The sequence below is a fragment of the Actinokineospora lacus genome, from assembly GCF_053813445.1.
Map to the genome: position 1 here is coordinate 132,222 of NZ_JBQERA010000007.1, position 24,573 is coordinate 156,794.

A 24,573-nucleotide genomic window follows, 5' to 3' on the forward strand; every position below is an offset into this window, starting at 1 on the left:
ACGACCCAGGTGAGTGAAGGTGATCACCGCCTGTGGCGGGAGCAGGCTGCCTGCCCCGGCTCGCGGGCACGCTCCTAGACTGCGCCCGTGGAATACCAGCTCACCGCGGACCTCGCGCCCGCCTCCGGGACGCCCGAACTCGACCCGCTGCAGCGCCACGGGGTCGCCGCCCTGCTCGACGAGCGCCTCGACCTGCTCGCGGGCATCGAGGGCCCGGACGGGGTCGAGGTCGAGCCGCTGGACCACCGGGTGGCCGTGCACCCCGGCGGCGCGGTGGTGACGTGGCTGGTGGACGCCCCCGCCCTGACCTTCGCCGAGGAGGCCGCCCGGCACGTGCTCTCGGAGATGCTGGAGCAGACCGAGCTGCTGCCCGGCTGGACGGTGGGCCGCTGCGAGGTCATCGCCACCGACGACGACCTCCAGGCCGCCCTGGGCGAGCCCGCCGACGACGATGACGACGACCTCGACCCCGGCGAGCTGACCGAGGAGGAGGTCGAGGCCCTGCGCGCGGAGCTGCTGCGCTCCGGCGCGGCCCTGGCCGCCTTCACCCCCGCGGCGTTCGGCCACGTCGCCGACGACCCGGACTGCCCGATCTCGGCCGAGGCCGCCGCGCTGGTGGCGGGCGCCCTGGTGCAGGGCATGGAGATCCTGACCGACGAGCTGTTCGCCGACGTGCAGGAGCTGGAGGACGCCGAGGCCGCCGCCAGCGAGGTCGAGGCGCTGAGCGTGCTCAACCAGCTGCCCCAGCGCTACGCCGACCACTACGGCGCGCTGTTCGCCAAGCAGTTCCTCGTGGTGACCGCGATCCTGGGCCACCGGCTGACCCAGCCGGGCTGGACGCCGCCGCTGTGCACCGCCGAGGCGCTGGCGCTGCACGTGCTCAAGTCCGAGGCCGGTGTGCAGCTGCACCTGGCCAACCTGCTCGACGAGCTGCCGATGAAGGAGATCTTCGCCGCGCTGGACCGGCACGCCTTCACCGACCTGGACCACGAGCGGCTCTACGAGCTGCCCAGCGAGGCGGGAGAGGACGACATCGACCTGCTCGGCACCCCGGGGCTGGACTTCGACGAGTGGTTCCTGCCCCGCTCGCCGGGCGTGCTGCACCCGTACCTGACCGTCGAACAGCCGTTGGAGTGAGGACGGTCCCAGTTACCGGGATGGCGTTGACGTGACGGGGTTCCAGTGGTCGAGTAGATACCGTGCGTCCCGATGTGGTGACTCTAGGCGATGTCGGCCTGCCCGAGTGTCGACCGAGCCGTGCTCCCACCACCACCGTCCGCACACGACTTCCGGGAAACTGACATGGCAGCGCCGCTCGTCATCGAGCAGAGTCCTCGCCGGGTCGCCCTGACCCTGCACATCACCGCCGACCCCGACCAGGTCGCCGATCTCCTGCACGCGCTGCGCGCCCTCGGCGCGGTCGCCGGGGAGCCCGACCGCGCCGAGGGGCCCGACGGTTCCGGGGGGCCCGAGCGCCTGGTGTCGCTGCCCCAGCCGCGCTCGGCGCCGCTGCGGCTGGACGCCGCGGCCCGGCGGGCGTTCTGGCTGGGCAGCGAGATCGGCCTCACCCGCCTGGAGTTCGACCTCCTGCACCACCTGGCCTCGGCCCCGCACGAGGTGCACCGGCGCCGCACGCTGATGCGCGAGGTCTGGCACACCGCCTACATCGGGGAGCGCACGGTCGACGTCCACGTGCGCAGGCTGCGCGGCAAGCTGGCGGCGGGGGAGGAGCTGATCCGCACCGTGCGCGGGGTCGGCTACCAGCTCACCGACCCGCGGCTGGTCGAACTCCGCTGAGCGCTGGCGGGATTTAGCCCAGAGGGGGCAGGACTGCCACTGTCGTGGTCCGGCGCCCCGCGGCGAGTATTCGCGGCATGACATCAGTGAACCGCGTCGCGCCCGCCCCGCCCGCGGCCGCCGCCGCCCACTTCGCCGCCCGCCTGGCCTTCGAGACCGACGTCAGCGACGTGCACGCCGACATCGAGGCCGGGGCGGCCGAGCTGGTCGTGGTGGACTCCCGGTCGCGGGAGAGCTGGGACGCCGGGCACGTGCCGAACGCGGTGCACGTGCCCACCGCCGAGATCGCCGCCCGCGCCGCGGCCGAGATCCCGCTGTCGGCGACGGTCGTCACCTACTGCTGGGGTCCGGGCTGCAACGGCTCCACGCGCGCGGCCCTGGAGTTCGCCCTGCTCGGGTACCGGGTCAAGGAGATGATCGGCGGCTTCGAGTACTGGGCCAGGGAAGGGCTGCCGGTCGAGCGCGCGGACGGCGTCACCCGCGGTGAAGCGGACCCGCTGGTCGCGCCGCCGAGCCTGGTCTGCGGCTGCTGATCCACCATCGAGTGGTCCAGACAAGTGTGCTCTTGCCAGATAGTGTGCACGACTGCATGATGATGCTCGTAAACGAGCACTATCAAGCAGGGGAGCGCGGATGTCCGAGTCCTTCGTCGCGGCCGAGATCGCCAGCCAGCCGGAGTGCTGGCGGCGGGCCGCCGACATCGGGTCCGGGGGCCTCGGTGTCGTCCCCGGGGAGAGCGTGGCCGTGGTCGGCTGCGGCACGTCGTGGTTCATGGCCATGTCCTACGCCGCGCTGCGCGAAGGCTCGGGACAGGGCCGCACCGACGCCTTCGCCGCGTCCGAGACCCCCGTGGGCCGCGACTACGACCGGGTGGTGGCGATCTCCCGCTCCGGCACCACCACCGAGGTCGTCGACGTGCTGCGGGCCTTCGCGGGCCGGGTGCCCACGGTCGTGGTCACCGGGGTGGCGGGCTCGCCGGTCACCGGGCCCGCCGACGCCGCCGTGGTGCTCGACTTCGCCGACGAGCGCTCGGTGGTGCAGACCCGCTTCGCCACCTCCACCCTCGCCCTGCTGCGCGCCTCCCTCGGCGAGGACCTGACCGCCGCGGTCGCCGACGCCGAGACCGTGCTCGCCCAGCCCGTCGACGAGCTGGCCTCGGCCACCCAGGTCACCTTCCTCGGCCGCGGCTGGACCGTCGGGCTGGCCCAGGAGGCGGGGCTCAAGCTGCGCGAGGCCGCGGGGGCGTGGACCGAGGCGTACCCGGCGATGGAGTACCGGCACGGGCCCATCAGCATCGCCGAACCCGGCCGTCTCACCTGGATGTTCGGGCCCGCGCCGGACGGGCTGGCCGCCGAGGTGGCCGCCACCGGCGCCCGGTTCGTCGCCTGCGACCGCGACCCCATGGCGGAGCTGGTGCTCGCCCAGCGCGTCGGGGTGGCCATGGCCGCCCGGCGCGGGCTGGACCCGGACCGCCCGCGCGGCCTGCGCCGCTCGGTGATCCTGGCGACGGCCTGACATGCCGCTCGTGCCCACCGCCGAGATCGTCGCCGCCGCGTACGCGGGCGGGCACGGGGTCGGCGCGTTCAACGTCATCGAGATCGAGCACGCCTACGCCCTGGCCGCGGGCGCCGCGGCCGCGGGCAGCCCGGTGGTCCTGCAGATCAGCGAGAACTGCGTGCGCTACCACGGCTCGCTGGAGCCGATCGCCGCCGCGACCCTGGCCGTGGCGCGCGCGGCCCCGGTGCCGGTGGCGGTGCACCTGGACCACGTCGAGTCCGCCGCGCTGGTGGCCGAGGGCCTGTCGCTGGGTGTCGGCTCGGTCATGTTCGACGCCTCCCGGCTGCCGTACGCGGCGAACGTCGAGGCGACCAGGGACGTGGTGCGGATGTGCCGGGCGGCGGACGCCTTCGTGGAGGCCGAGCTGGGCGAGGTCGGCGGCAAGGACGGCGTGCACGCCCCCGGCGCGCGCACCGACCCGGCGGAGGCGGCGGCGTTCGTGGCCGCCACCGGCGTCGACGCGCTGGCCGTCGCGGTGGGCAGCTCCCACGCCATGACCACCCGCGACGCCGTGCTCGACCTGGCGCTGATCGCGGCGCTGCGGGCCGCGGTGCCGGTGCCGCTGGTCCTGCACGGCTCCTCCGGCGTGCCCGACCCGGTGCTGGGCGCGGCGGTGCGGGCAGGCATGACGAAGGTCAACATCGCCACCCACCTCAACGCGGTCTTCACCGCCGAGGTGCGGGCCGCGCTGGCCGACGCCTCCCTTGTGGACACCCGCAAGTACCTCGGCCCGGCCCGCGACGCGGTGGCCGCCGAGGTGCGGCGGCTGCTCGGGGTGCTCAACGCGCAGGTGCTGACCCGATGATCCTGACCTGCACCCCGAACCCCGCCCTCGACGTCAGCTACCACGTCGACCAGCTGCTGCCCGGCACGACGCACCGCATCCGCTCGGTGCTGGAACGCGCGGGCGGCAAGGGTTTCAACGTGAGTCGGGTGCTGCACCAGCGCGGTGTCGCCACCCTGGCGGTCGGGCCGGTCGGCGGCATCCTCGGCGACTCGCTGCGCGCCGACCTCGTCGAGTCCGGGCTCCCGCACGAGCTGCTGCCGGTGGCGGCGGCGACCCGGATGACGGTGGCGGTCGTGGCGCGCGAGGCCACCATGTTCAACGAGCCGGGCGGACCGCTGTCCGAAATGGACTGGACGCGGCTGCGCGACCTGGTCGCCGCCCACCTGCCCTCCGCGGGTGCGCTCGTGTGCTCGGGCAGCCTCCCGCCGGGAGCGCCCGAGGACAGCTACGGCGCGTTCGTCGCGCTGGCCAGGGAGCGCGGTGTGCCGGTGGTGGTGGACGTCGGCGGCCCCGCGCTGTGCGCCGCCGCCCGCGCCGGGGCCGATGTCCTCAAACCCAACCTCGACGAGCTGCGCGCCGCCATGGCGACGAGCGACCCCCTCGCGGGCGGGCGGGACCTGCTCGCGCTCGGGGCGGGCGCGGTGGTGGTGTCCCTCGGCGCGGACGGCATGGTCGCGGTCACCCCGGACGGCGCGTGGCGCGCGGTGGCGCCGCCGATCACCGGCAACCCGACGGGCGCCGGTGACGCCGCGGTGGCCGCGCTGGCCGACGGGATGGCGCGCGGGCTGGCGTGGCCGGAGCGCCTGCGGGCGGCCGCCGCGTGGTCGGCCGCGGCGGTGGCCGCGCCCCTGGCGGGCAGCGTGGACGAGGACGTGCTCGCCTCGATCGACGTCACCGTGCACGCGTTGTAGGCGCCGCCCCGCCGCGCCGCCCTCCCAGGGCTGCTCTCGCTGGGCCGTTCTTACTGGGCCGTTCTCGCTGGGCCGTTCTCCCGGGCTGCTCTCACTGGGCCTCTCACGGCGCCGGATTCGCTGCGCCTGCCAGGGTCGCGGCACCTACGATCTGGCGATGACCGACGGGCAGGAGCCGGACTACCGGTTCACCCTCGCCAACGAGCGCACCTTCCTGGCCTGGGTCCGCACCTCCCTCGCCCTCGTCGCCGCGGGCGTCGCCGTGGCCGAGTACCTGCCGGGGCTCGGACCGCCCGCGGTGCGCACCGGCATCGGCGTCACGCTGGTCCTGCTCGGCGCCGCGCTGGCCGCGCTGAGCCACCGGCGGTGGCGTCGGGTCCGCCAGGCCATGCGGCACGGGCGGCCGCTGCCCGGGGTGCCGGAGCTGCCGCTGCTGGCCTACGGGGTGGCGCTGGTCGCGGTCGTCGTGCTGGCGCTGGTGCTGGTGTGAGCGGGTTGCAGGCGGAGCGGACCCGGCTGGCGTGGGGGCGCACGGCGCTGGCGTGCGCCGGGGTCGGCGCGCTGCTGCTGCACGGGGCGCGCGGCCCCGTCGGGTTCGCCGCGGCCGGGGCGGTGCTGGCGTGCGCGTGCGGGTTCGCCGCGTGCGGCGTGTCGCGGTACCGGTCCGGGGTGGACGGTCGGCTGTGGGGGCTGGCGGTGGTCTGCGCGGTGCTGCCCGGACCGGCCGCCGCGGTGGCGCTGCTGGGTGACCTGCTGGGCGGGTGACCTGCTGGGCCGGTGGTCTGCTGGCGGATGACCTGCTGGGCTGGTGAAGCGCCCCGGAACCGGTACGGCACGGACCGGCCCGGGGCGCGCACTGCGGCACGGACCCCGCCCCGCCGAGGAGGGTTGCGGCGGGCCTCGATGCGAGGTGCGAAAGATGCGGTGCCCAGGCAGTATCGGCTGCTCACGCCGACACGTCCAGGTCTACCGGCCGGTAATCGGACGGTGGACGGGGTTCTACCGACCGTGTGCGGTCCTCACTCGATAGTGGAACAGTTCGCCTGTCGCGGCTCCGTCGGACGACAAAGTGCGTAGCGTGTCCTCCAGTCAGAAAATCGCAGGTCAGACTGCTGTCGGGGACGGCGTCGCCAAGCAAGCCGGGCAGGGGACATGGACGGTGCCGCGTACCAGCGCGCGCTAGGTCGGGAACTGCGGAGGCTGCGCCTGCGCCGCAAGTGGACCCGGGCCCAACTCGTGCAGCGCCTGCCCGGCGGGCTGTCCGCGCAGGCCCTCGCCTCCTACGAGACCGGGACCCGCTCCTGCACCGTCGTGCGGTTCGTGGAGCTGTGCGGGGTGCTCAACGCGTCCCCGCACGACCTGCTCGAACGGGTGCACCGGCGGGTCGTCCACGAGGAGTACCCGTCCGCCCTGCGGATCGACCTGCACCGGCTGGCCATCGACGAGCGCCCGGAGCTGTCCCCGGCGCGGCGCTGGGCCGCGGCCGAGGTCGGCAGGCACGCCACCCCCGTCCGGGAGCTGGACTACCCGGCGCTGGAGTCCCTGGGCACCGTGTGCGGCCTGCCGGTGCTCGACCTGATCCGGATGCTGCGCGCCGATCCCGAATAGCCCAGCCCAAACAGCCCAGTCCAACAGCCCAGCCAAAACGGATCGGCCCAAACGGATCGGCCCAACGGATCGGCCAAACGAATCGGCCGGAGTGGATCGGCGAATAGATTGGGACGCGTGCGTCTCGGTGTGATCGGCTACGGCCTGCGTGCGTCCCTGCTGCGGCACTGCCCGCCGGGCAGCGTCACCGCGGTCTTCGACCCCCGGCCCGCGCGCCGGGACCTGGCCGCCGCCGAACTGGGCGCGGCCGGGTGCGCCTCCGTCGACGAGCTGCTGGCGCGGGACCTGGACGCGGTGTTCGTGCTCTCCCCGGACCACCTGCACGCCGAGCACGCCATCGCCGTGCTGGGGTCCGGGCGCGCGGCGTACGTGGAGAAGCCGCTGGCCCTGACCGCCGCCGACTGCGACCGGGTCCTGGCCACCGCGCGCGGGTCCGGGCTCTACGTCGGGCACAACATGCGGCACATGCCCGTCGTCCTCGCGATGCGCTCGCTCATCACCGCAGGCGCGATCGGCGAGGTGAAGGCCGTGTGGTGCCGCCACTTCGTCGGCCACGGCGGCGACTTCTACTTCAAGGACTGGCACGCCGAACGGGCCAAGAGCACCGGGCTGCTGGTGCAGAAGGGCGCCCACGACATCGACATCATCCACTGGCTGGCAGGCGGCTACACCCGCCGCGTGAGCGCGATGGGCGCGCTGACGGTGTACGGCGGCATCACCGACCGCGGCGGCACCGGCTACCTGCCCGCCCACGACGTGGACGAGTACCTGACCCACTGGCCCCCGCGCGCCCAGACCGGCCTGAACCCCGTCATCGACGTGGAAGACCTGTCCATGGCGACGATGGCCTTGGACAACGGGGTGTTCGCGACCTACCAGCAGTGCCACTACACCCCGGACTACTGGCGCAACTACACCGTCATCGGCACCGAGGGCAGGCTGGAGAACATCGGCGACGGCCCGGGCGCCGAGGTCCGGGTGTGGGACCGCCGCCACCGCGGTCACGCCGCCCCCGACCGGGTGGTGCCCATTGGTGAGTCCGCGGGCGGCCACGGCGGGGCCGACCCGGCGATCGTGGCGGAGTTCCTGGCCCACGTCCGCACCGGCGCGCCCACCCTGACCTCGCCGCTGGCCGCGCGCGAGGCCGTCGCCACCGCGGTCGCGGCGACGGACTCGGTGCGCACGGGCGGTGAGCCACGGGACGTTCCGGCACCCGATGTAGTGATCTCGGACTGGTTTCCGGTGGATTAGCTCGATCGTGGGTCGTCGGCGGGTCGGACGGCCGGTAACGTCCCAGGCGAACCTGAAGCCCCGGGGGGGTGGCCCGTGGAACTGCGTGTGGAGGAGTCGCCCGCGCTCGGCGTGGTGCAGGTCGCCGTCGGCGGGGAGATCGACCTCGTCGCGGCAGGCGTCCTGGAGCGGTTCCTGCTGGGGGCGGTCGCCGATCGCCGCGCGGCCGAGCCCGGGCTGGTCGTGGACCTCTCCGACACCGAGTTCATCGGCTGCGCCGGGGTCAACGCCCTGCTGTCGACCCAGCAGCGGATGCACCGGATGGGCGGCTGGCTGCTGCTGGCCGACGTCTCGCGGGCGGTGTCGCGGGTGCTCGAGGTGACCGGCATGAACACCGCGCTGCCGGTGGGCAGCGTGGACGACCTGGAGTTCGCCGAGGACGGCTGACCGCCCGCAGCGCCCCAGGCCGACCAGCTGGTCCTATCGAACCCGCTTGACCCGTGCCTCGTTCCACACCGGTTCGTCGACCTCGACGACGTCGCCGTCGGAGCGGAACAGCAGGAACCGGTCGAACCCGCGGGCGAACCACCGGTCGTGGGTCACGGCGACGACCGTGCCGGTGAACTGCTCCAGCGCGCCCTGCAGCGCCTCCGCGGAGTTCAGGTCCAGGTTGTCGGTCGGCTCGTCGAGCAGCAGCAGGGTGGCGCCGGACAGCTCCAGCAGCAGCACCTGGAAGCGCGCCTGCTGACCGCCGGAGAGCGTCTCGAACCGCTGGTCGCCCTGCTTGCCGAGGCCGTAGCGGCTCAGCAGGCCCATCGCCGCGCCGCGGTCGCGGCCCTGGCGCCCGTCCTCGCCGTGCCAGAGGATGTCGACCAGCGTGCGGCCGATCCACTCCGGGTGCTGGTGGGTCTGGGCGAACAGGCCCGGCACCACCCGCGCGCCGAGGCGGCACACGCCCGTGTGCGCGACGTCGCCGCCGCCGAGCAGCCGCAGGAAGTGGCTCTTGCCCGAGCCGTTGGAGCCGAGGACGGCCACCCGGTCCTCGAAGTAGACCTCCACGTCGAACGGCTTCATCAGCCCGGTCAGCTCAAGGTCCTCGCAGGTGATCGCGCGCACGCCGGTGCGCCCGCCGCGCAGCCGGGGGGTCACCTTCTCGTCGGTCGGCAGCTCCGGCGGCGGCCCGGCCTCCTCGAACCGCTCCAGCTTCGCCCGCGTGACCCGGTACTTCGCCGCCATCACCTCACTGATCCTGGCCTGGATCTGCAGGGTGCGGACGAGCTCCTTGAGGTGGTCGTGCTCCTCGTTCCAGCGGCGGTGCAGTTCGGCGAGGCGCTCGATGCGGGCCGCGCGGGCGGCGTGCCACGTGCCGAACGAGCCGGTGTGCGTCCACGCCGAGTGCGCCTCCACGGTGACCACACCGGTCGCGGCGACGTTGAGCAGCTCCCGGTCGTGACTGACCAGCAGCACCGCCTTGGCGGTCTCGCGGAGCCGTTCCTCCAGCCACCGCTTGCCCGGGACGTCGAGGTAGTTGTCCGGCTCGTCCAGCAACAGCACCTGCTCCGGGCCGCGCAGCAGCGCCTCCAGGACCAGCCGCTTCTGCTCGCCGCCGGACAGGGTGCGGACCTCCCGGAACCGGGCCCGGTCGAACGGCACGCCCAGCGCCGCGACCGTCACGGTGTCCCACAGCACCTCGGCGTCGTAGCCGCCGACCTCGCCCCACGCGGTGATCGCGTCGGCGTAGCGCATCTGGGTCGGCTCGTCATCGGTCTCCATGAGCCGCAGCTCGACCGCGTCCAGCGCCTGCGCGGCGGCCCGCAGCGGCGCGGGTGACGCGGCGAGCAGCAGGTCGCGGACGGTGCTCTCGTCCCGGACCGAACCGACGAACTGCGGCATCACGCCGAGGCCGCCCTGCACGCGCACGCTGCCCGCGCCGGGCGTCAGCTCCTTCGACAAGATCCGCAGCAGCGTGGTCTTGCCGACGCCGTTCGCGCCGACCAGGGCGACCACGCTGGTGGCGCCGACCTTGAACGACACGTCGCGGAACAGTTCCCGCCCGTCGGGCAGGCGGAAGGCGAGGCCGTTCGCATCGAGGAATCCCACCCGCGCATGGTCGGCCATGACGGGGGCTCGGCGCCAGCGGGTTGACGGCGCCCGTCCCCCGCGCACGGCCCGATCAGCGACAGACCGGCTGGTGACACCACGGGGATCATGGCGCCACCAGCCGGGCGACTACTTGTCGAAGCCCGCTCGCCGGAGGGCGTCGGCCAGGGAGCCGGTGGCGGGGGGCGGTTCGCGCCGGGCTGGCTTGCCCTGGCCGCCGCGGTTCTGCTGGCCGCGACCCTGCTGCCCCCGGCCCTGCCCCTGCCCCTGGCCCCGGCCTGGCTGGCGCTCCGGTTGCTGACCCGTCCCGCCGCCGGTGGGCAGCTCGTCGTCCAGGCGCAGGGTCAGGGAGATGCGCTTGCGGGGGATGTCGATGTCCAGCACCTTCACCCGCACCACGTCCCCGGACTTCACCACGTCCCGCGGGTCCTTCACGAACGTCTTCGACAGCGCCGAGACGTGCACCAGCCCGTCCTGGTGCACCCCGATGTCCACGAACGCCCCGAACGCGGCGACGTTGGTGACCACGCCCTCCAGGGTCATCCCCGGGCGCAGGTCGCTCAGCTTCTCCACGCCGTCGGCGAAGGTCGCGGTCGTGAAGGCCGGACGCGGGTCGCGGCCGGGCTTCTCCAGCTCCGCCAGGATGTCGGTGACCGTGGGCAGGCCGAAGGTGTCGTCGACGAACGCGTCCGGGCGCAGGGACCGCAGCGTGGCCGTGTTGCCGATCAGGCCGGAGAGGTCGCCGCCGCCCGCGCTCAGGATGCGCCGGACCACCGGGTAGGACTCCGGGTGCACGCTGGAGGCGTCCAGCGGGTCGTCGCCGCCGCGGATGCGCAGGAAGCCCGCGCACAGCTCGAACGCCTTCGCGCCGAGGCGGGGCACGGCCTTGAGCCCGGAGCGCGAGCGGAACGGGCCGTTGGTGTCGCGGTGGGTGACGATGTTCTCCGCCAGCGTCGCCCCGATGCCCGAGACCCGGGTCAGCAGCGGCACCGACGCGGTGTTGACGTCCACGCCGACGCCATTGACGCAGTCCTCGACCACCGCGTCCAGCGAGCGCGACAGCTTCACCTCGGAGATGTCGTGCTGGTACTGGCCCACCCCGATCGACTTGGGGTCGATCTTCACCAGCTCGGCCAGCGGGTCCTGCAGCCGCCGGGCGATGGACACCGCCCCGCGCAGCGACACGTCCAGGCCGGGCAGCTCCTGGGTGGCGTACGCCGACGCCGAGTACACCGACGCCCCGGACTCCGAGACCATCACCTTCGTCAGCTTCAGCTCCGGGAACCGCTTGAGCAGGTCGGCGGCGAGCTTGTCGGTCTCCCGCGACGCGGTGCCGTTGCCGATGGCCACCAGCTCCACCCGGTGCTTGGCGGCCAGCGCGCCCAGCACGGCCAGCGACTCGTCCCAGCGCTGCTGGGGCACGTGCGGGTAGATGGTCGCGGTGTCGACGACCTTGCCGGTCGCGTCGACCACCGCCACCTTCACCCCGGTGCGGAAGCCCGGGTCCAAACCCAGGGTGGCGCGGGTGCCCGCGGGCGCGGCCAGCAGCAGGTCGCGCAGGTTCGCCGCGAACACGCGCACCGCCTCGTCCTCGGCCTGCTGGCGCAGCCGCCCGCGCAGGTCGATGCCCAGGTGCACCAGGATGCGCGTGCGCCAGGCCCAGCGGACGGTGTCCGAGAGCCACTTGTCGCCCGCCCGCTCGCGGTTGGCCACGCCGAACCGCTGGGCGATGCGGACCTCGTAGTCGCTGCGCGCCAGGGGATCGGCACCCGGGTCGGGGTCCAGGGTGAGGTCCAGGACCTCCTCCTTCTCCCCCCGGTACAGCGCGAGCACCCGGTGCGAGGGCAGCTTGGCCAGCGGCTCGGCGAAGTCGAAGTAGTCGGCGAACTTGGCTCCGTCGGTCTCCTTGCCCTCGCGCACCTTCGATGACAGCACGCCCCGGGTCCACATGCGCTCGCGCAGCTCGCCGATCAGGTCGGCGTCCTCGCCGAAGCGCTCGACCAGGATGGCCCGCGCGCCCTCCAGCGCGGCCGCGGCGTCGGCCACGCCCTCGCCGACGTAGGCCGCGGCGCTCTCGCGCGGGTCGAGGGTCGGGTCGGCCAGCAGCGCGTCGGCCAGCGGCTCGAGGCCCGCCTCCCGCGCGATCTGGGCCTTGGTGCGCCGCTTGGGCTTGTACGGCAGGTAGATGTCTTCCAGGCGGGCCTTGGAGTCGGCGGCCATGATCTGCGCGGTGAGGGCGTCGTCGAGCTTGCCCTGCTCCCGGATGGACTCCAGGATCGCGCTCCGGCGCTCCTCCAGCTCGCGCAGGTACCGCAGGCGCTCCTCCAGGGTGCGCAGCTGCTCGTCGTCCAGCGCGCCGGTGACCTCCTTGCGGTACCGGGCGATGAACGGCACCGTCGCGCCCCCGTCGAGGAGGTCGACCGCGGCGGTGACCTGTCGCTCCCGGACGCCGAGCTGCTCGGCGATGCGCTCGGTGATGCTCTGCGCTTGCACTGTCATATCGCTTGCATTCTCCAGAATGCGATCAGGCCCCACACGGCACGTGGGGCCTGATCGGAGGTCTCGGTGGAACGGTTGTCTTGTGGTGCGTCAGATAATGGTCACGCCGGTCGCCTGCGGGCCCTTGCTGCCCTGGCCGATCTCGTAGCGCACCTTCTGGTTCTCCTCCAGGGTTCGGAAGCCGTTGGCCTGGATCTCCGAATAGTGCACGAAGACGTCGGCGCTGCCGTCCTCCGGCGAGATGAACCCGTAGCCCTTCTCCGAGTTGAACCACTTGACGGTGCCCTGGGCCATGCCTGTCTCCTAGCTGTCCTGCTTTGGCCGCCCGGCGGCGACCGCTAAATGTGTCGGCGGCCGCACGCCTGCGCCTCCTGGCGAACACGGCGACCACGGCCAGTCAACCACAGGGTTGGTGCTATGGCGAGGATGCAGCGCCGGTTCATGACCTGGACGGGTGGCTCAACATCCCGATCACGGTCTCGGTGACCGATTCGCGGATTTCCGGGGTCGTCAGCGCCCGCCCGCCCGCGCCCGCGAGCCGGTCGTAGACGAGGCCGTCGAGGTAGGCGACGAGCGTGCGGCCCTGGCGGTCGGGATCGCGGGCGCCCGCGGCCGCCAGCAGCGCGCTCGCCAGCTCCCGGTACCGCTCCCCGACGGCCGTCAGCGCCGCGCGCAGCTCCGGGCGTCGGGTGGCCTCAAGGGACAGCTCGTAGCGGGCCAGCATTCGGTCGCGGTGGGTGGTCGTGGCGGCCTCGACCCGGTCGGCGACGACGCCCGCCAGCGTGTCGACGTCCATCCGGGGGAGGGCGGCGGGGACCAGGTCGATCAGGTCCAGCTCGGCCATCCGGGCGACCGCGGCTTCCAGGAGTGCCTGCCGGGTGCGGAAGTAGTACGAGCACGACCCCTCGGGCAGCCCGGCGGCCCGGTCCACGGCGCGGTGCGTGAGACCGCGCAACCCCTCGCGCGCCAGCGTGGCGATCGCGGCGTCGGTCACCTCGTCGCGGCGTGTCATGGGGCCTCCCTTCTCTACGAGTGTAGAGTGGCTCTACGGATGTAGAGGGAAGGGAGCGCCATGCGGACGGCGGCGATCGTGGGCGGCGGCATCGGCGGCCTGGCCACCGCGGCGGGCCTGGTGCGGCGGGGGTGGGACGTGCGGGTGTACGAGCAGTCCCCGGAGTTCACCGAGGTGGGCGCAGGCATCTCGTTGTGGGCCAACGCGTTGTCCGCCCTGGACGCCCTCGGCGTCGGCGAACAGGTGCGGGCAGCGGGCGCGCACCCTGGCCGCGGGGGCTTCCGCGACGGGCGCGGCCGGTGGCTCTCGCGCGGGACCGGGGACGAGGACCTGGTAATGATCCACCGCGCCGACCTCCTCGCCATCCTCCACAACGCCGTCCCCCCGGAGTGCCTGATCGCGGGCAGACGAATCGACACACCCCGCATCGTCGACGGCCTGCCGGTGGCCGACACCACCCCGGTAGACCTGCTGATCGGCGCGGACGGCCTCCACAGCCAGGTGCGAAAGACGTTCTGGCCCGATGCCGAAGCCCCCCGCCACTCCGGCTACACCGCCTGGCGCATGGTCCTCCCCGCCACCGCCATACCGCCCTTCGACGGCAGTGAAACCTGGTCCACCGGCCTGATCTTCGGCGCCTTCCCTTTGGGCCCAAATCACCTCTACTGCTACGCCGCAGCCCCAAAAACCATCCCCAACAAGTCAGCCAACCCGCGCAACCCAAGCGACTTGGCTTCCCCACGCAATCCGAGCGACGCGGCCGACCCACGCAGCCCGAGCGACCTGGCCGACCTACGCACACTGTTCGCCGACTGGCCAGACCCCATCCCCGCCATCCTGGCCAACGTCCCCCCAACCGCGATCCTGCGCCACGACCTCCACTACCTACCGAACCTCCCGTCCTTTGTAACCGGCCCAGTAGCCCTAATCGGCGACGCGGCACACGCGATGACCCCCAACCTGGGCCAGGGAGCCTGCCAAGCCCTGGAAGACGCCGCCACCCTCACCGCCCTCGTCTCCACCCACGACCTCCCCCAAGCCCTCCACCACTACGACACCCAACGCCGCCCCCGCGCCCAATCCATAGCCCGCCACTCCCGCCAGATCGCCGCCATAGCCCACCTCCGCTGGCCCCCCGCCACCCAACTCCGCAACCTGGCCCTCCGCGCAACCCCCCAAAGCACCCTCCGCAAACAACTCCACACCATCGCAGGCTGGCGCGCCCCCTGAACCACCGTCCCCAAGTCCTCTGGCCACCACCAAAACAGGCCGTACCAAAAGAACCCTTGCCCATACCGCCGCCAACCTCACCGCCCACCGCCTACCGGCACCAGCTACCGCCACCGCCTACCGGCACCAGCTACCGCCACCGCCTACCGGCACCAGCTACCGCCACCGCCTACCGGCACCAGCTGCCGCCACCGCCCACCAGGCATCGGCCCACCCCCACCACCCACCGGGCACCACTCACCGGGTACCGGGCACCGGTCGACCCCCACCGCCAATGCCCACCGGGCACCTGGCACCGGTCTGCCCCCCACCGCCAGCCGCACCGCTTCGCCGCAAGCGCTCGCGAATGGGCGGGATTCTCGGGCTTTTGGGCGAATCGGGGTGAGGCGACCGAGAGGGCGGGGCGTGTCGGGATCGAGAGCACTTGAAGGGCAAGCGCCTCGCAAGCCCTCGCGACCCGAAGCCTCGTGACCCCATGACCTGGAGACCTGCGATCTTTCGAACCGGAGCCCCGCGCCTCTCCGAACCGGAGCCCTGCGACCTGTGACCCGGAGCCCCGCGACCTCTGACCCCGGAGCCCGCGACCTCTGACCGGAGCCCCGTACCCCCTGCGCCTCCCGCGCCTTCAGGTTCACCGCCTTCAGGTTCACCCAGGTTCACCGCACGCGACGGCGGCCACCGCTCGCGTTCCCGGGATGGGCGGTGCTCGGCTCTCGGGGTGGCCGGCAATCGCGCTCCCAGGGCGGGCGTGCGCTCCGGCTGGGTGCTCGGCCCGGCTGGGTGCTCGGCCGTGGGCGGGCCGGTGCGGCCGGGGCTGGGCGGGACGCACGGTCACGCGGCCGGGCTGGGCGGGGGCGCACGGTCACTTGGGGCTGGGTGGCCTCGCACTCGGCGGTGGGGCTGGTCCTCATGGTTCTCGCGCGCGCCCGCACCTGCCCCTCTGGCCGACCTCCAGGCACCCGCGTCCTCTCGCCGCGCGCGCCACGACATACACGCAACGAAAAGGATCTTGGGATCGTGCCCGGTTCAGCCGTCGGCCAAAGTGTCTTAACAACGGCTGCTTAGGGGCAACGGGGGGCTGTCCTAGACAATCTGCGGTGTGATCATAGCTCAGGGTGACTTCTGGCAGGAGATCTTTGGCGGGCAGTGGCAGCCGCCCGCGGCGATGGTCCTCATCACCGCGGCGGTGGCGTTCCTGGTTGTCGTGTGGGACGCGCTCTGGCGGTTGGCTCGGAATGTCGTGACGATTGTGCATGAGGCGGGGCATGCGATTGTCGCGCTTTTGGCCGGGCGCAGGCTTTCCTCGATCCGGCTGCACTCCGACACCTCCGGGGTCACCGTCTCGCGGGGGCGGACCGAGGGGCCGGGCATGGTCTGCACCGCGTTGGCGGGCTACGTCGCGCCGTCCATTCTGGGGTTGGCGTTCGCGGCGTTGTTGGGGGCTGATCGGGTCAGTGCGGTGTTGATCACCTGTGCCGTGCTGCTCTTCGGGGTTCTCATCATGATCCGCAACGTCTACGGCATCCTTTCGGTGGTGGTCACCGGGGCGGTCCTGTTCGCGGTTTCGTGGTTCGCCACCGCGGAGGTCAAGGCCGCCTTCGCCTACCTGATCACGTGGTTCCTCCTGCTCGGCGGCGTCCGGCCGGTCTTCGAGCTGCAGCGCAAGCGGCGGCGGGGGCAGGCGCGGCAGTCCGACGCCGACCAGCTGCACCGGCTCACCGGGGCGCCGGGGTTCTTCTGGGTCGGGGTCTTCGCCCTGGTCAACCTCAGCGCGCTCGGGGTCGCCGTGGTGTGGCTGCTGCTCCCCTGACCGCCCGCCCACCCCGACCGACGGCCAGGCTGGGCCCACGGGCACAATTGTGCCCCTGACCAGCCCAGACGAGAGGACGGACCGTGACAGCCGCCGAGATTGCCGAGATCGTCAAGGGCTGCGCTGCCAGGGCCAAGGCCGCCGCCCCGGCGCTGGCCGCCGCCTCCGACGAGGCGGTCGACGCGGCGATCGGCGAGATGGCCGCCCGGCTGTCCTCGTCCGCCGCCGCGGTCCTCAAGGCCAACGCCGAGGACGTCGCCGCCGCCGAGGCCGACGGCATGAGCGGCGGCCTGCTCGACCGGCTGCGCATCACCGAGGAGCGCCTCGACGGGATGGCCGAGCAGCTGCGCCTGCTCGCCGCGGTCCCGCACCCCGCCCCCAGCCGCACGGTCCGCACCCTCGACGGCGGGTACGACCTCATCGAGCTCCGCAAGCCGGTCGGCGTCATCGGCGCCAACTACGAGGCCCGCCCGAACGTCACCATCGACGTGGCCTCCCAGCTGGTCAAGTCGCGCAACGCGGGCGTGCTGCGCACCGGCGGCGCTGCGCTGCGCTCGGCCAAGGCGCTGCTGGACCGCGTCATCGCGCCCGGCCTGTCCGACGTGGGCATCGATGAGGACGTCATCCAGCTCGTCCCCACTCCCGACCGGGCCGCGGCGGGCGCGCTGGTGGAGCTGCCCGACCTCGTGCCCCTGGTGATCGTGCGCGGCAGCGGCGAGACCACCCGCGAGCTGGACCGCCGCGCCGCCCGGCACGGGGTGCGCACGCTCGCGCACGCCGACGGCGGCGGCGTCCTCTACTACGACGCCAAGGCCGACCAGGACCGCGCCGCCGACCTCATCACCGCCAGCCTCGACCGCCTCGGCGTCTGCAACCGCCTCAACCTGCTGCTGGTGCACCGCGACGTCTACGAGGCCGCCCTGCCGGGCATCCAGGCCGCCCTCGGCAAGGCGGGCGTGCGGGCCGCCCTGCCCCCGCACGAGCACCCCATCGGCTACGAGTGGGCCCTCGACGGCGCCCGCGAGGCCACCGTCACCGTCGCCCCGGTCGACGACCTCGCCCACGCCCTGCGCGTCGCCAACGAGGAGACCTCCGGCCTGGCCGCGGGCATCGCCACCGAGGACGAGAGGGCCGCGGCGGCGTTCTTCGCCGGGTACACCGGCACCGGCGTGTTCTGGAACGCCCCCACCCGCCTGCTCGACGGGTTCAAGCTGCTCGGCGTGCCCGAGACCGGTATCAACCTCGACCGCGTCCCCGGTCCCCGCGGGCCGGTCACGTTTACCGATCTCGTCCTGCGGCAATACGCGGTGCGCCCGACCCGGTAGGTGTGACCTGGGCAACCGCGTGATCGGAGCCACTCGGAGCCGGTCAAGCCCAGCCGCGCTGCGCGGGGACCCGAGGGCTACGATCCTCCCCGGGTACTGTGCCAGTGCCGTACCCGCGAGTAGTCCCACCAAGGCAATGCAGGAGGCAGGAGTGACTGCAGTAGCCCCCAAGCCGATCGCCACGCGGCCGTACCCGGCCAGCGCGAAGGCCAAGGGTTCGTACCTGCTGCGGTTGTTCCGCACGACGGACCACAAGCAAATCGGCATCATGTACCTGGTCACGTCGTTCGCCTTCTTCATGGTGGGCGGCGCGATGGCCATGCTGATCCGCAGCGAGCTGGGCGTGCCGGGACTGCAGTTCCTGTCCCAGGAGCAGTACAACCAGCTGTTCACCATGCACGGCACGGTGATGCTGCTGCTGTACGCGACCCCGATCCTGTTCGGGTTCGCCAACTTCGTCCTGCCGCTGCAGATCGGCTCGCCGGACGTGGCGTTCCCGCGGCTCAACGCCTTCTCGTACTGGCTGTACCTGTTCGGCGGCCTGATCGTCATGGCGGGCTTCCTGACCCCCGGCGGCGCCGCGGACTTCGGCTGGTTCGCCTATACCCCGCTCTCGGACAAGATCCACTCGCCCGGCGTGGGCGCCGACCTGTGGATCACCGGCCTGGCCGTCGGCGGTCTCGGCACCATCCTCGGCGCGGTCAACATGCTGACCACGGTCGTCTGCCTGCGCGCGCCCGGCATGACCATGTTCCGGATGCCGATCTTCACCTGGAACATCCTGATCACCAGCATCCTCGTGCTGCTGGCGTTCCCGATCCTGACCGCCGCCCTGTTCGGCCTGCTGGCCGACCGCCAGCTCGGCGCGCACGTGTTCGACCCGGCCAACGGCGGCGTGATCCTCTGGCAGCACCTGTTCTGGTTCTTCGGCCACCCCGAGGTCTACATCGTCGCGCTGCCGTTCTTCGGCATCGTCTCGGAAATCATCCCGGTGTTCAGCCGCAAGCCGCTGTTCGGCTACCGCGGCCTGATCTACGCGACCCTGGCCATCGCGGCCCTGTCGGTGACCGTGTGGGCGCACCACATGTACGCCACCGGCGCGGTGCTGCTGCCGTTCTTCGCGTTCATGACGTTCCTCATCGCGGTGCCGACCGGCGTGAAGTTCTTCAACTGGATCGGCACGATGTGGAAGGGGCAGCTCACCTTCGAGACCCCGATGCTGTTCAGCATCGGCTTCCTGGTGACGTTCCTCTTCGGCGGCCTGACCGGCGTGCTGCTGGCCGCGCCCGCCATCGACTTCCACGTCTCGGACACGTACTTCGTCGTCGCGCACTTCCACTACGTGCTCTACGGCACGATCGTGTTCGCCACGTTCGCGGGCATCTACTTCTGGTTCCCGAAGATCACCGGCCGGTTCCTCGACGAGCCGCTGGGCAAGCTGCACTTCTGGACCACGTTCATCGGCTTCCACGGCACGTTCCTGGTCCAGCACTGGCTGGGCAACGAGGGCTTCCCGCGCCGCTACGCCGACTACCTGGCCACCGACGGGTTCATGACGCTCAACCTGATCTCCACCATCGGGGCCTACATCCTCGGCGCGTCGACGCTGCCGTTCATCTGGAACGTCTTCAAGAGCTACCGCTACGGCGAGATCACCACCGCCGACGACCCGTGGGGCTACGGCAACTCCCTGGAGTGGGCCACCAGCTCGCCGCCGCCGCGGCACAATTTCACCGAGCTGCCGCGCATCCGCTCGGAGCGCCCGGCGTTCGACCTGCACTACCCGCACGTGACCGAGCAGTCCCGCCACGACAAGTACGTGGGTGTCGGCTCGAGCAAGCACCGTGCGGCGCCGTCGGAGGTCATCGCGGAGAAGATGAACCCCGACGAGATCTCCAAGGGCGACCCCACCCTGCCGAACTAACCCGACGGAGTCCTCCCCAGTGGCCGGTCCCCAGCGCACCCCCGTCCTGATCACGGTCACCGGCCCCGACAAGCCGGGGGTGTCCTCGGTGCTCTTCGCCGTGCTCACCCGGCACGGGGTCGAGATCCTCGACGTCGAGCAGGTGGTCATCCGCGGCCAGCTCGTCCTCGGGGTGCTCGTCGCCGCCGAGCACGACGCCGAGGGGCTGCAGGACACCGTCGAGCAGGCGATGGCCTCGGTGGCGATGCACGTCGACGTCGAGATCGGCGTCGACCCCGGCTCCCCGGCCAGGATCGGCTCCTCGCACGTGGTGATCGTGATGGGCCACCCGGTGACCGCGCGGGCGTTCACCGAGGTGGCCCGGCGCCTGGCGGCGCTGGGTACCAACATCGACGCCATCCGCCGGGTCGCCGACTACCCGGTCACCGGCCTGGAGCTGCGCGTCTCGGTCGCCGAGGACACCGACACCGGGGACGCCGCGCTGCGCTCGGCCTTGGTCGAGGTCGCCACCCGGGTCGGCCTGGACATCGCCGTCGAGCGGGACCTGCTGTCCCGGCGGGCGAAGCGGCTCATCGTCTTCGACGTGGACTCCACGCTCATCCAGGGCGAGGTCATCGAGATGCTGGCCGCGAAGGCGGGCTGCGAGGCCGAGGTCCGCGAGGTCACCGAGGCCGCGATGCGCGGTGAGCTGGACTTCGCCGAGTCCCTGCGCCGCCGCGTCGCGACGCTGGCCGGTCTGCCGGAGTCGGTGCTGGAGGAGGTCGCGGGCGCCTTGGAGCTGACCGCGGGCGCCCGGACGACGATCAGGACGCTCAAGCGCCTCGGCTTCCGCTGCGGCGTGGTCTCCGGCGGCTTCACCACGATCATCGAGCGCTTGGTGGACGACCTCGGGCTGGACTTCGCCGCGGCCAACGAGCTGGAGATCGTCGACGGGGTGCTCACCGGGCGGGTCGTCGGCGAGATCGTCGACCGGCCGGGCAAGGCGGTCGCCCTGCGGCGCTTCGCCGCGCAGTTCGGGGTGCCGCTGGAGCAGTGCGTCGCGGTGGGCGACGGGGCCAACGACATCGACATGCTGTCCACCGCGGGGCTGGGCGTGGCGTTCAACGCCAAGCCCGCGCTGCGGGAGATCGCCGACACCGCGCTGTCGCACCCGTACCTGGACGCGGTGCTGTTCGTGCTGGGCGTCACGCGGGCCGAGATCGAGGCGGCCGACATCGCGGACGGCATCACCCATTCCCGGCTGTGAGCGCCCTGGCCGGGCTGTTCGGCCGGGCCGCTCCCGCTGAGGACCCGGAGTCGGTGCGGGCCATGCCGGTCGTGCTGCGGATCGAGCGCGAGGCGCCCGCGCGGACCCCGTTGCTGGAGGCCGCCGCTGCGGCGGCCGTCGCGGTGTGCCTGGACGAGCGTGCGCTCCCGGGCGGGGAGTGGCACGCCGAGGTGTCCGACTGGGTCGACGGGCGCATCCGGAAGGTGTCGCGGCGGGCGCGGGGCGCGCACTGGGACGCCGTGCTTGAGCTGCCCGGGGTGACGGTGACCGTCGGCGGGGCGTCGGCGCGGGCGCTGCTGCCGTGGCGGGTGGCCGAGACGCCCCGCGTGGTGTCCCGGCTGCAGATCTCGGGGACGGAGCTGCCGCGCGACGAGCCGGGCCAGCCGGGGGAGGGGGTGCCGGTGCTGTGGCTGAACCCCGGGGTGGCGATGACCGTCGGCAAGCTCGCCGCGCAGGTCGGCCACGGCTCGATGCTGCTGGCCGCGATGGCGGAGGTGTCGGGAGTGGACCTGTCCACGTGGGACCGCCACTGTGCCGTGCGGACCGCGGGCCGCGAGCAGTGGCGGGACCTGGTCTCCCACGACTCACCGGAGGCCGCGTGGAAGACCAGGCGGGTGGTGGCCGTGCGCGACGCCGGGTTCACCGAGGTCGAACCCGGCACGATGACCGTCGTCGCCCAGTGGCCTGACTAGGGCGGGAACACGCCCCTGGAACTATCAGCCTGGAACTACGAGGCTGGAACCACGAGTCTGAACTATGAGGCCAGGGCCCGGGTCTCCGGCGCGGGATGCGGGCTGGGCAGGGGCAAGGGCGCGGTGACCTCGGTGCGGCTGGGCCTGCGGCGGACGACGACCAGCAGGGCGGCCGCGGACAGCATGGCCACACCGGTGGCCGTCCACGCCGTGGCCAGGCTGAAGGTCTGCGCGCACCACCCGAGGAACGGCGGCATGGTCGCGCTGCCGACGTACACCCCGATCTGCGTCACCGAGGTGGCGGAGGTGACCCGGTCCGGGAACCGGTCGGCCACGGCCAGGTTGAACACCCCCGACCACGCCCACCCCGCGGCGAACCCCAGCAGCAGCCCGACCAGGAACGCCACCGACCCGCCGATGGCGAACATTCCCAGGCCCAAGGCCCCCAGCGCGATCATCCCCGCCGCCGTCATCAGCAGGTCCGGCCGCCAGCGGTCCGCGGCCAGCCCCACCAGCAGCCGGGACGCGAACCCCGCCGCCGACCCCAGCGACAGCATCAGCCCCGCCCCCGCCGGGCTGAACCCGGAGTCCACCGCGGTCACCACGACGTAGGCGGCCATGGCGTTGGCCGCCCCCGCCCCGAGCGCGGCGGCCGCGGCCAGCAGGAACAGGTCCGTCGACGCGATCCGGGACGTGGCCGCGCGCGTGGCGCGGAAGGGCACCCGCGGCGCGGCGACGGCGGTGACCACGGCCAACACCGCGCACAGGACGAACCCCCACCGCCAGCCGACGGTCAGCGCCACCGCGGGCACGGTCAGGCCCGCCAGCAGCGTCCCCGCGGGGACCGCCGCCTGCTTCGCGCCGAAGGCGAAGGCCCGCCTGCGGTGCGGGATCAGCACGACCAGGACCTCGGCGGTCGCGGGCTGCGCCAGCGAGTTGGCCATCCCGGCGACGCCGACCCCCACCAGCAGCCAGCCGATCGACGGCGCCGCGGCCATCCCCAGCGCACAGGCCCCTGTGGACAGCGCGGCGAGGCGTAACGCCGCCGTCGGTCCGATGCGTTCGGTCAGTCTCGACAGCGGGTGTGAGGTCAGCGCGGCGATGGCGAAGAACAGCGCCGTCGCCGCGCCGACCATGGCCACGGTCAGGTCCAGTTCCTGCCCGATCTGGACGGCCATCGCGCTGACCAGGTATGTCGGCAGTCCGCCCACTGTGACCGCCGCGCCGGTCGCGAACAGCGTCCGCGCCACGGATGTGCGGTTCTCCCCCGAGAACTCCCCCATGCCGCGATTGAATCACGGCTCACCGACGGTGGGCGCGGGGTTTGGTGGGCGATGAACACCACACCGGTGATTACCGGTTGCCAAGTATCTGCGCGAGCGCGCGCAGCTCCTCCATCATTCGCGAGGACTCCTCTTGGTCGCGTCCGATGCAGACCGCGCCGAATTTCCCGTACGTCGGCAGGGCGCTGAGCATGTGCAGGACGACCCCGGTCCGGTTGACCGGGTCGTAGTGCAGCGGGGACGAGCGGACCGCATCGATCAGCAGGCTGGGGCGCAGGCCGACCAGGCTGGGATCGGCGATCGCGTCGGAGGCCTCGTAGACGCGCGGGGAACCGTCGACGGTCAATTCGCCATTGGCGTCGGGAACGGTGTCCAACAACGCGGTGGCCATGGTGAAACCGTGTTTGGTGCCGGTGGCGCGCAGGTTCAGTTCACAGCCGAGCACCCGCCACCGCGCGCCCTCGCGCACCGCGAGGAAGTCCACGCCGTAATCGCCGCGGCGGACGCCCTGTTCGACCAGGTGCGCGCCGATCGCCAAACCGTGCCGCAGCACGGTGTCGCGGTAGGCGGTGTCCGCGGGGAAGCAGCTGCCGACGTAGGTCAGGCCCGCCCCGCCGAGCACCTGGTCGTGGGTGGACACTGCGGTCACCGTGCCGTCCTCGGCGATGCGGCCCTGGAAGCTGGGGCTGCGCACCTCATCGCCCTCGACCCAGCGCTCGGCGATGACGCCGGACGCGGTGATCATCTCAGCGTAGTGGGGCCAGGTCAGCTTGCCGTCCACCAGGTCGGCGCCGGGCAGGGCCGCGGCCACCGCGGCCTCGACGCCCGCGCGGTCCGCCGGGAAGTCGGTCTCGCGCAGGTCCAGCAGGGCGTTGCCCATGCCCGCGCCGAACTCGGTGCTGCTGAGCTTGATGACGATTTTGCGGTGGCCGCCCTCCACCAGGTCGGCGACGGTCTCGACCAGCTCGGCCACGGAACGGGACTCCTCGGTCCCGGTGACCACCGGCACCCGCGCGCCGAGGAAGATCCGCCGCCCGGATGCCTTGGTGCCCAACGGGATCGCCGATGCGTCGGCCTGATCCCACGGCACGCCAAGGGAGGTGGCCAGTTCCTCGAGGTTGACCGAGGGCTCGAAGCAGGTCAGCCGCACGTCCGCGCCCGCGGTCCGCTCCCGCGCGACGAACTCGTAGATCCGCTTGCGCAGCACGCCCGCCGCGGCGTTGGAGGCGTCGAGCAGCTTGGTGCTGAGCCAGCGCGCCGAGTCGTCGTCCAGGCTGCCCACCTCGACCCGGTCGCGCAGGGCCTTGAGCTGACCCTCCTGCTCCTCGGGCAGCAGGGCGAGGAAGTAGTCGACCTGGGCCTCGACGTCGGCCATCGCGGGCGCGGTGACGTAGAGCAGCGAACCGCCGCCGCGGCGGACCACCGAGACGATCGCGGCGCCCACCGGGCGCTCGGGGAACAGCGTCGAGCCGCTGAGGCGCTCCAACAGCTCGGGGCTGCACTCGCGGCTCTGGATGGACACGACGGCGGGATGGGACATG

23 protein-coding genes are annotated in these 24,573 nt (G+C 72.7%); 17 read left to right on the forward strand and 6 right to left on the reverse strand.

Annotation, left to right across the window (positions count from 1 at the left end; all coding sequences use genetic code 11):
• The first annotated feature begins 87 nt into the window (after positions 1-87).
• The 11 genes from ACTG9Q_RS19060 to ACTG9Q_RS19110 all read left to right on the forward strand — a co-directional run bounded on the left by ACTG9Q_RS19060 (position 88) and on the right by ACTG9Q_RS19110 (position 8,337).
• A complete protein-coding gene (locus ACTG9Q_RS19060) occupies positions 88-1,137 on the forward strand; it encodes a hypothetical protein (RefSeq protein ID WP_455574163.1) in 1,050 nt (349 codons plus the stop codon).
• Positions 1,138-1,302: 165 nt separating this feature from the next.
• The gene (locus ACTG9Q_RS19065; protein WP_455574164.1) at positions 1,303-1,797 is read left to right on the forward strand and encodes a winged helix-turn-helix domain-containing protein; all 495 of its coding nucleotides are present in this window, start codon (positions 1,303-1,305) and stop codon (positions 1,795-1,797) included.
• 77 nt (positions 1,798-1,874) lie between these two features.
• A complete protein-coding gene (locus ACTG9Q_RS19070; protein WP_455574165.1) occupies positions 1,875-2,330 on the forward strand; it encodes a rhodanese-like domain-containing protein in 456 nt (151 codons plus the stop codon).
• A 100-nt stretch (positions 2,331-2,430) separates the two neighbouring features.
• Positions 2,431-3,312, forward strand: a complete 882-nt coding sequence (locus ACTG9Q_RS19075; protein ID WP_455574166.1) for an SIS domain-containing protein — start codon at positions 2,431-2,433, stop codon at positions 3,310-3,312.
• A 1-nt stretch (position 3,313) separates the two neighbouring features.
• Positions 3,314-4,159, forward strand: coding sequence for a class II fructose-bisphosphate aldolase (locus ACTG9Q_RS19080; RefSeq protein WP_455574167.1), 846 nt, complete (start codon positions 3,314-3,316; stop codon positions 4,157-4,159).
• Positions 4,156-5,052 carry a 1-phosphofructokinase family hexose kinase gene (locus ACTG9Q_RS19085; protein ID WP_455574168.1) on the forward strand — a complete coding sequence of 299 codons (897 nt, stop codon included), beginning with the start codon at positions 4,156-4,158 and terminating at the stop codon, positions 5,050-5,052. The genes ACTG9Q_RS19080 and ACTG9Q_RS19085 overlap by 4 nt, the downstream gene beginning before the upstream one ends.
• Before the next feature lie 157 nt (positions 5,053-5,209).
• Positions 5,210-5,542, forward strand: a complete 333-nt coding sequence (locus tag ACTG9Q_RS19090; protein WP_455574169.1) for a YidH family protein — start codon at positions 5,210-5,212, stop codon at positions 5,540-5,542.
• Complete coding sequence (locus ACTG9Q_RS19095; protein WP_455574170.1) at positions 5,539-5,817, forward strand: DUF202 domain-containing protein; 279 nt, start codon at positions 5,539-5,541, stop codon at positions 5,815-5,817. The genes ACTG9Q_RS19090 and ACTG9Q_RS19095 overlap by 4 nt, the downstream gene beginning before the upstream one ends.
• Positions 5,818-6,204: 387 nt before the next feature.
• A complete protein-coding gene (locus tag ACTG9Q_RS19100) occupies positions 6,205-6,660 on the forward strand; it encodes a helix-turn-helix domain-containing protein (RefSeq protein WP_455574171.1) in 456 nt (151 codons plus the stop codon).
• Positions 6,661-6,777: 117 nt separating this feature from the next.
• Complete coding sequence (locus ACTG9Q_RS19105; protein ID WP_455574172.1) at positions 6,778-7,911, forward strand: Gfo/Idh/MocA family protein; 1,134 nt, start codon at positions 6,778-6,780, stop codon at positions 7,909-7,911.
• A gap of 75 nt (positions 7,912-7,986) precedes the next feature.
• On the forward strand, positions 7,987-8,337 hold the full coding sequence (locus tag ACTG9Q_RS19110) for an STAS domain-containing protein (protein ID WP_455574173.1): 351 nt from the start codon (positions 7,987-7,989) through the stop codon (positions 8,335-8,337).
• Positions 8,338-8,370: 33 nt separating this feature from the next.
• On the opposite strand, the gene ACTG9Q_RS19115 is transcribed toward ACTG9Q_RS19110, so the two are convergent.
• The 4 genes from ACTG9Q_RS19115 to ACTG9Q_RS19130 all read right to left on the reverse strand — a co-directional run bounded on the left by ACTG9Q_RS19115 (position 8,371) and on the right by ACTG9Q_RS19130 (position 13,501).
• The gene (locus ACTG9Q_RS19115) at positions 8,371-9,990 is read right to left on the reverse strand and encodes an ABC-F family ATP-binding cassette domain-containing protein (RefSeq protein ID WP_455574174.1); all 1,620 of its coding nucleotides are present in this window, start codon (positions 9,988-9,990) and stop codon (positions 8,371-8,373) included.
• A 129-nt stretch (positions 9,991-10,119) separates the two neighbouring features.
• Positions 10,120-12,489, reverse strand: coding sequence for a Tex family protein (locus ACTG9Q_RS19120; RefSeq protein ID WP_455574175.1), 2,370 nt, complete (start codon positions 12,487-12,489; stop codon positions 10,120-10,122).
• Positions 12,490-12,579: 90 nt separating this feature from the next.
• A complete protein-coding gene (locus ACTG9Q_RS19125; protein WP_455574176.1) occupies positions 12,580-12,783 on the reverse strand; it encodes a cold-shock protein in 204 nt (67 codons plus the stop codon).
• A 145-nt stretch (positions 12,784-12,928) separates the two neighbouring features.
• Positions 12,929-13,501 carry a TetR/AcrR family transcriptional regulator gene (locus ACTG9Q_RS19130; protein WP_455574177.1) on the reverse strand — a complete coding sequence of 191 codons (573 nt, stop codon included), beginning with the start codon at positions 13,499-13,501 and terminating at the stop codon, positions 12,929-12,931.
• Positions 13,502-13,561: 60 nt separating this feature from the next.
• Here ACTG9Q_RS19130 and ACTG9Q_RS19135 point away from each other — a divergent pair, with 60 nt between their 5' ends.
• The 6 genes from ACTG9Q_RS19135 to ACTG9Q_RS19160 all read left to right on the forward strand — a co-directional run bounded on the left by ACTG9Q_RS19135 (position 13,562) and on the right by ACTG9Q_RS19160 (position 21,749).
• On the forward strand, positions 13,562-14,731 hold the full coding sequence (locus tag ACTG9Q_RS19135; RefSeq protein WP_455574178.1) for an FAD-dependent monooxygenase: 1,170 nt from the start codon (positions 13,562-13,564) through the stop codon (positions 14,729-14,731).
• 1,165 nt (positions 14,732-15,896) lie between these two features.
• Complete coding sequence (locus ACTG9Q_RS19140; RefSeq protein WP_455574421.1) at positions 15,897-16,541, forward strand: M50 family metallopeptidase; 645 nt, start codon at positions 15,897-15,899, stop codon at positions 16,539-16,541.
• Positions 16,542-16,624: 83 nt separating this feature from the next.
• Positions 16,625-17,866: an aldehyde dehydrogenase family protein gene (locus ACTG9Q_RS19145; protein ID WP_455574179.1), complete on the forward strand. Its 1,242-nt coding sequence runs from the start codon at positions 16,625-16,627 to the stop codon at positions 17,864-17,866.
• A 151-nt stretch (positions 17,867-18,017) separates the two neighbouring features.
• Positions 18,018-19,790: an aa3-type cytochrome oxidase subunit I gene (ctaD, locus tag ACTG9Q_RS19150; RefSeq protein WP_455574180.1), complete on the forward strand. Its 1,773-nt coding sequence runs from the start codon at positions 18,018-18,020 to the stop codon at positions 19,788-19,790.
• Between the two features lie 19 nt (positions 19,791-19,809).
• Entirely contained in the window at positions 19,810-21,036 is a 1,227-nt protein-coding gene (gene serB / locus ACTG9Q_RS19155) for a phosphoserine phosphatase SerB (RefSeq protein WP_455574181.1), read from the forward strand.
• Complete coding sequence (locus ACTG9Q_RS19160; RefSeq protein WP_455574182.1) at positions 21,033-21,749, forward strand: peptidyl-tRNA hydrolase; 717 nt, start codon at positions 21,033-21,035, stop codon at positions 21,747-21,749. The genes serB and ACTG9Q_RS19160 overlap by 4 nt, the downstream gene beginning before the upstream one ends.
• Before the next feature lie 62 nt (positions 21,750-21,811).
• Here the strand turns inward: ACTG9Q_RS19160 and ACTG9Q_RS19165 are convergent, their stop codons facing one another.
• Together ACTG9Q_RS19165 and ACTG9Q_RS19170 are read right to left on the reverse strand one after the other, a co-directional pair.
• Positions 21,812-23,032 (reverse strand): MFS transporter, encoded by a 1,221-nt coding sequence (locus ACTG9Q_RS19165; RefSeq protein ID WP_455574183.1) that lies wholly within the window; start codon positions 23,030-23,032, stop codon positions 21,812-21,814.
• Between the two features lie 70 nt (positions 23,033-23,102).
• Complete coding sequence (locus ACTG9Q_RS19170) at positions 23,103-24,572, reverse strand: peptide ligase PGM1-related protein (RefSeq protein ID WP_455574184.1); 1,470 nt, start codon at positions 24,570-24,572, stop codon at positions 23,103-23,105.
• Position 24,573 lies beyond the last annotated feature (1 nt).

What these genes read in the sequence shown, in the direction of transcription:
- ACTG9Q_RS19100 (WP_455574171.1), top strand. Translation starts at nt 6,205, where the DNA reads ATGGACGGTGCCGCGTACCAGCGCGCGCTAGGTCGGGAACTGCGGAGG.
- ACTG9Q_RS19130 (WP_455574177.1), bottom strand. Translation starts at nt 13,501, where the DNA reads ATGACACGCCGCGACGAGGTGACCGACGCCGCGATCGCCACGCTGGCG.
- ACTG9Q_RS19135 (WP_455574178.1), top strand. Translation starts at nt 13,562, where the DNA reads ATGCGGACGGCGGCGATCGTGGGCGGCGGCATCGGCGGCCTGGCCACC.
- ACTG9Q_RS19075 (WP_455574166.1), top strand. Translation starts at nt 2,431, where the DNA reads ATGTCCGAGTCCTTCGTCGCGGCCGAGATCGCCAGCCAGCCGGAGTGC.
- ACTG9Q_RS19085 (WP_455574168.1), top strand. Translation starts at nt 4,156, where the DNA reads ATGATCCTGACCTGCACCCCGAACCCCGCCCTCGACGTCAGCTACCAC.
- ACTG9Q_RS19120 (WP_455574175.1), bottom strand. Translation starts at nt 12,489, where the DNA reads ATGACAGTGCAAGCGCAGAGCATCACCGAGCGCATCGCCGAGCAGCTC.
- ACTG9Q_RS19070 (WP_455574165.1), top strand. Translation starts at nt 1,875, where the DNA reads ATGACATCAGTGAACCGCGTCGCGCCCGCCCCGCCCGCGGCCGCCGCC.
- ACTG9Q_RS19170 (WP_455574184.1), bottom strand. Translation starts at nt 24,572, where the DNA reads ATGTCCCATCCCGCCGTCGTGTCCATCCAGAGCCGCGAGTGCAGCCCC.
- ACTG9Q_RS19090 (WP_455574169.1), top strand. Translation starts at nt 5,210, where the DNA reads ATGACCGACGGGCAGGAGCCGGACTACCGGTTCACCCTCGCCAACGAG.
- ACTG9Q_RS19140 (WP_455574421.1), top strand. Translation starts at nt 15,897, where the DNA reads ATGGTCCTCATCACCGCGGCGGTGGCGTTCCTGGTTGTCGTGTGGGAC.
- ACTG9Q_RS19080 (WP_455574167.1), top strand. Translation starts at nt 3,314, where the DNA reads ATGCCGCTCGTGCCCACCGCCGAGATCGTCGCCGCCGCGTACGCGGGC.
- ACTG9Q_RS19165 (WP_455574183.1), bottom strand. Translation starts at nt 23,032, where the DNA reads ATGGGGGAGTTCTCGGGGGAGAACCGCACATCCGTGGCGCGGACGCTG.
- ACTG9Q_RS19065 (WP_455574164.1), top strand. Translation starts at nt 1,303, where the DNA reads ATGGCAGCGCCGCTCGTCATCGAGCAGAGTCCTCGCCGGGTCGCCCTG.
- ACTG9Q_RS19125 (WP_455574176.1), bottom strand. Translation starts at nt 12,783, where the DNA reads ATGGCCCAGGGCACCGTCAAGTGGTTCAACTCGGAGAAGGGCTACGGG.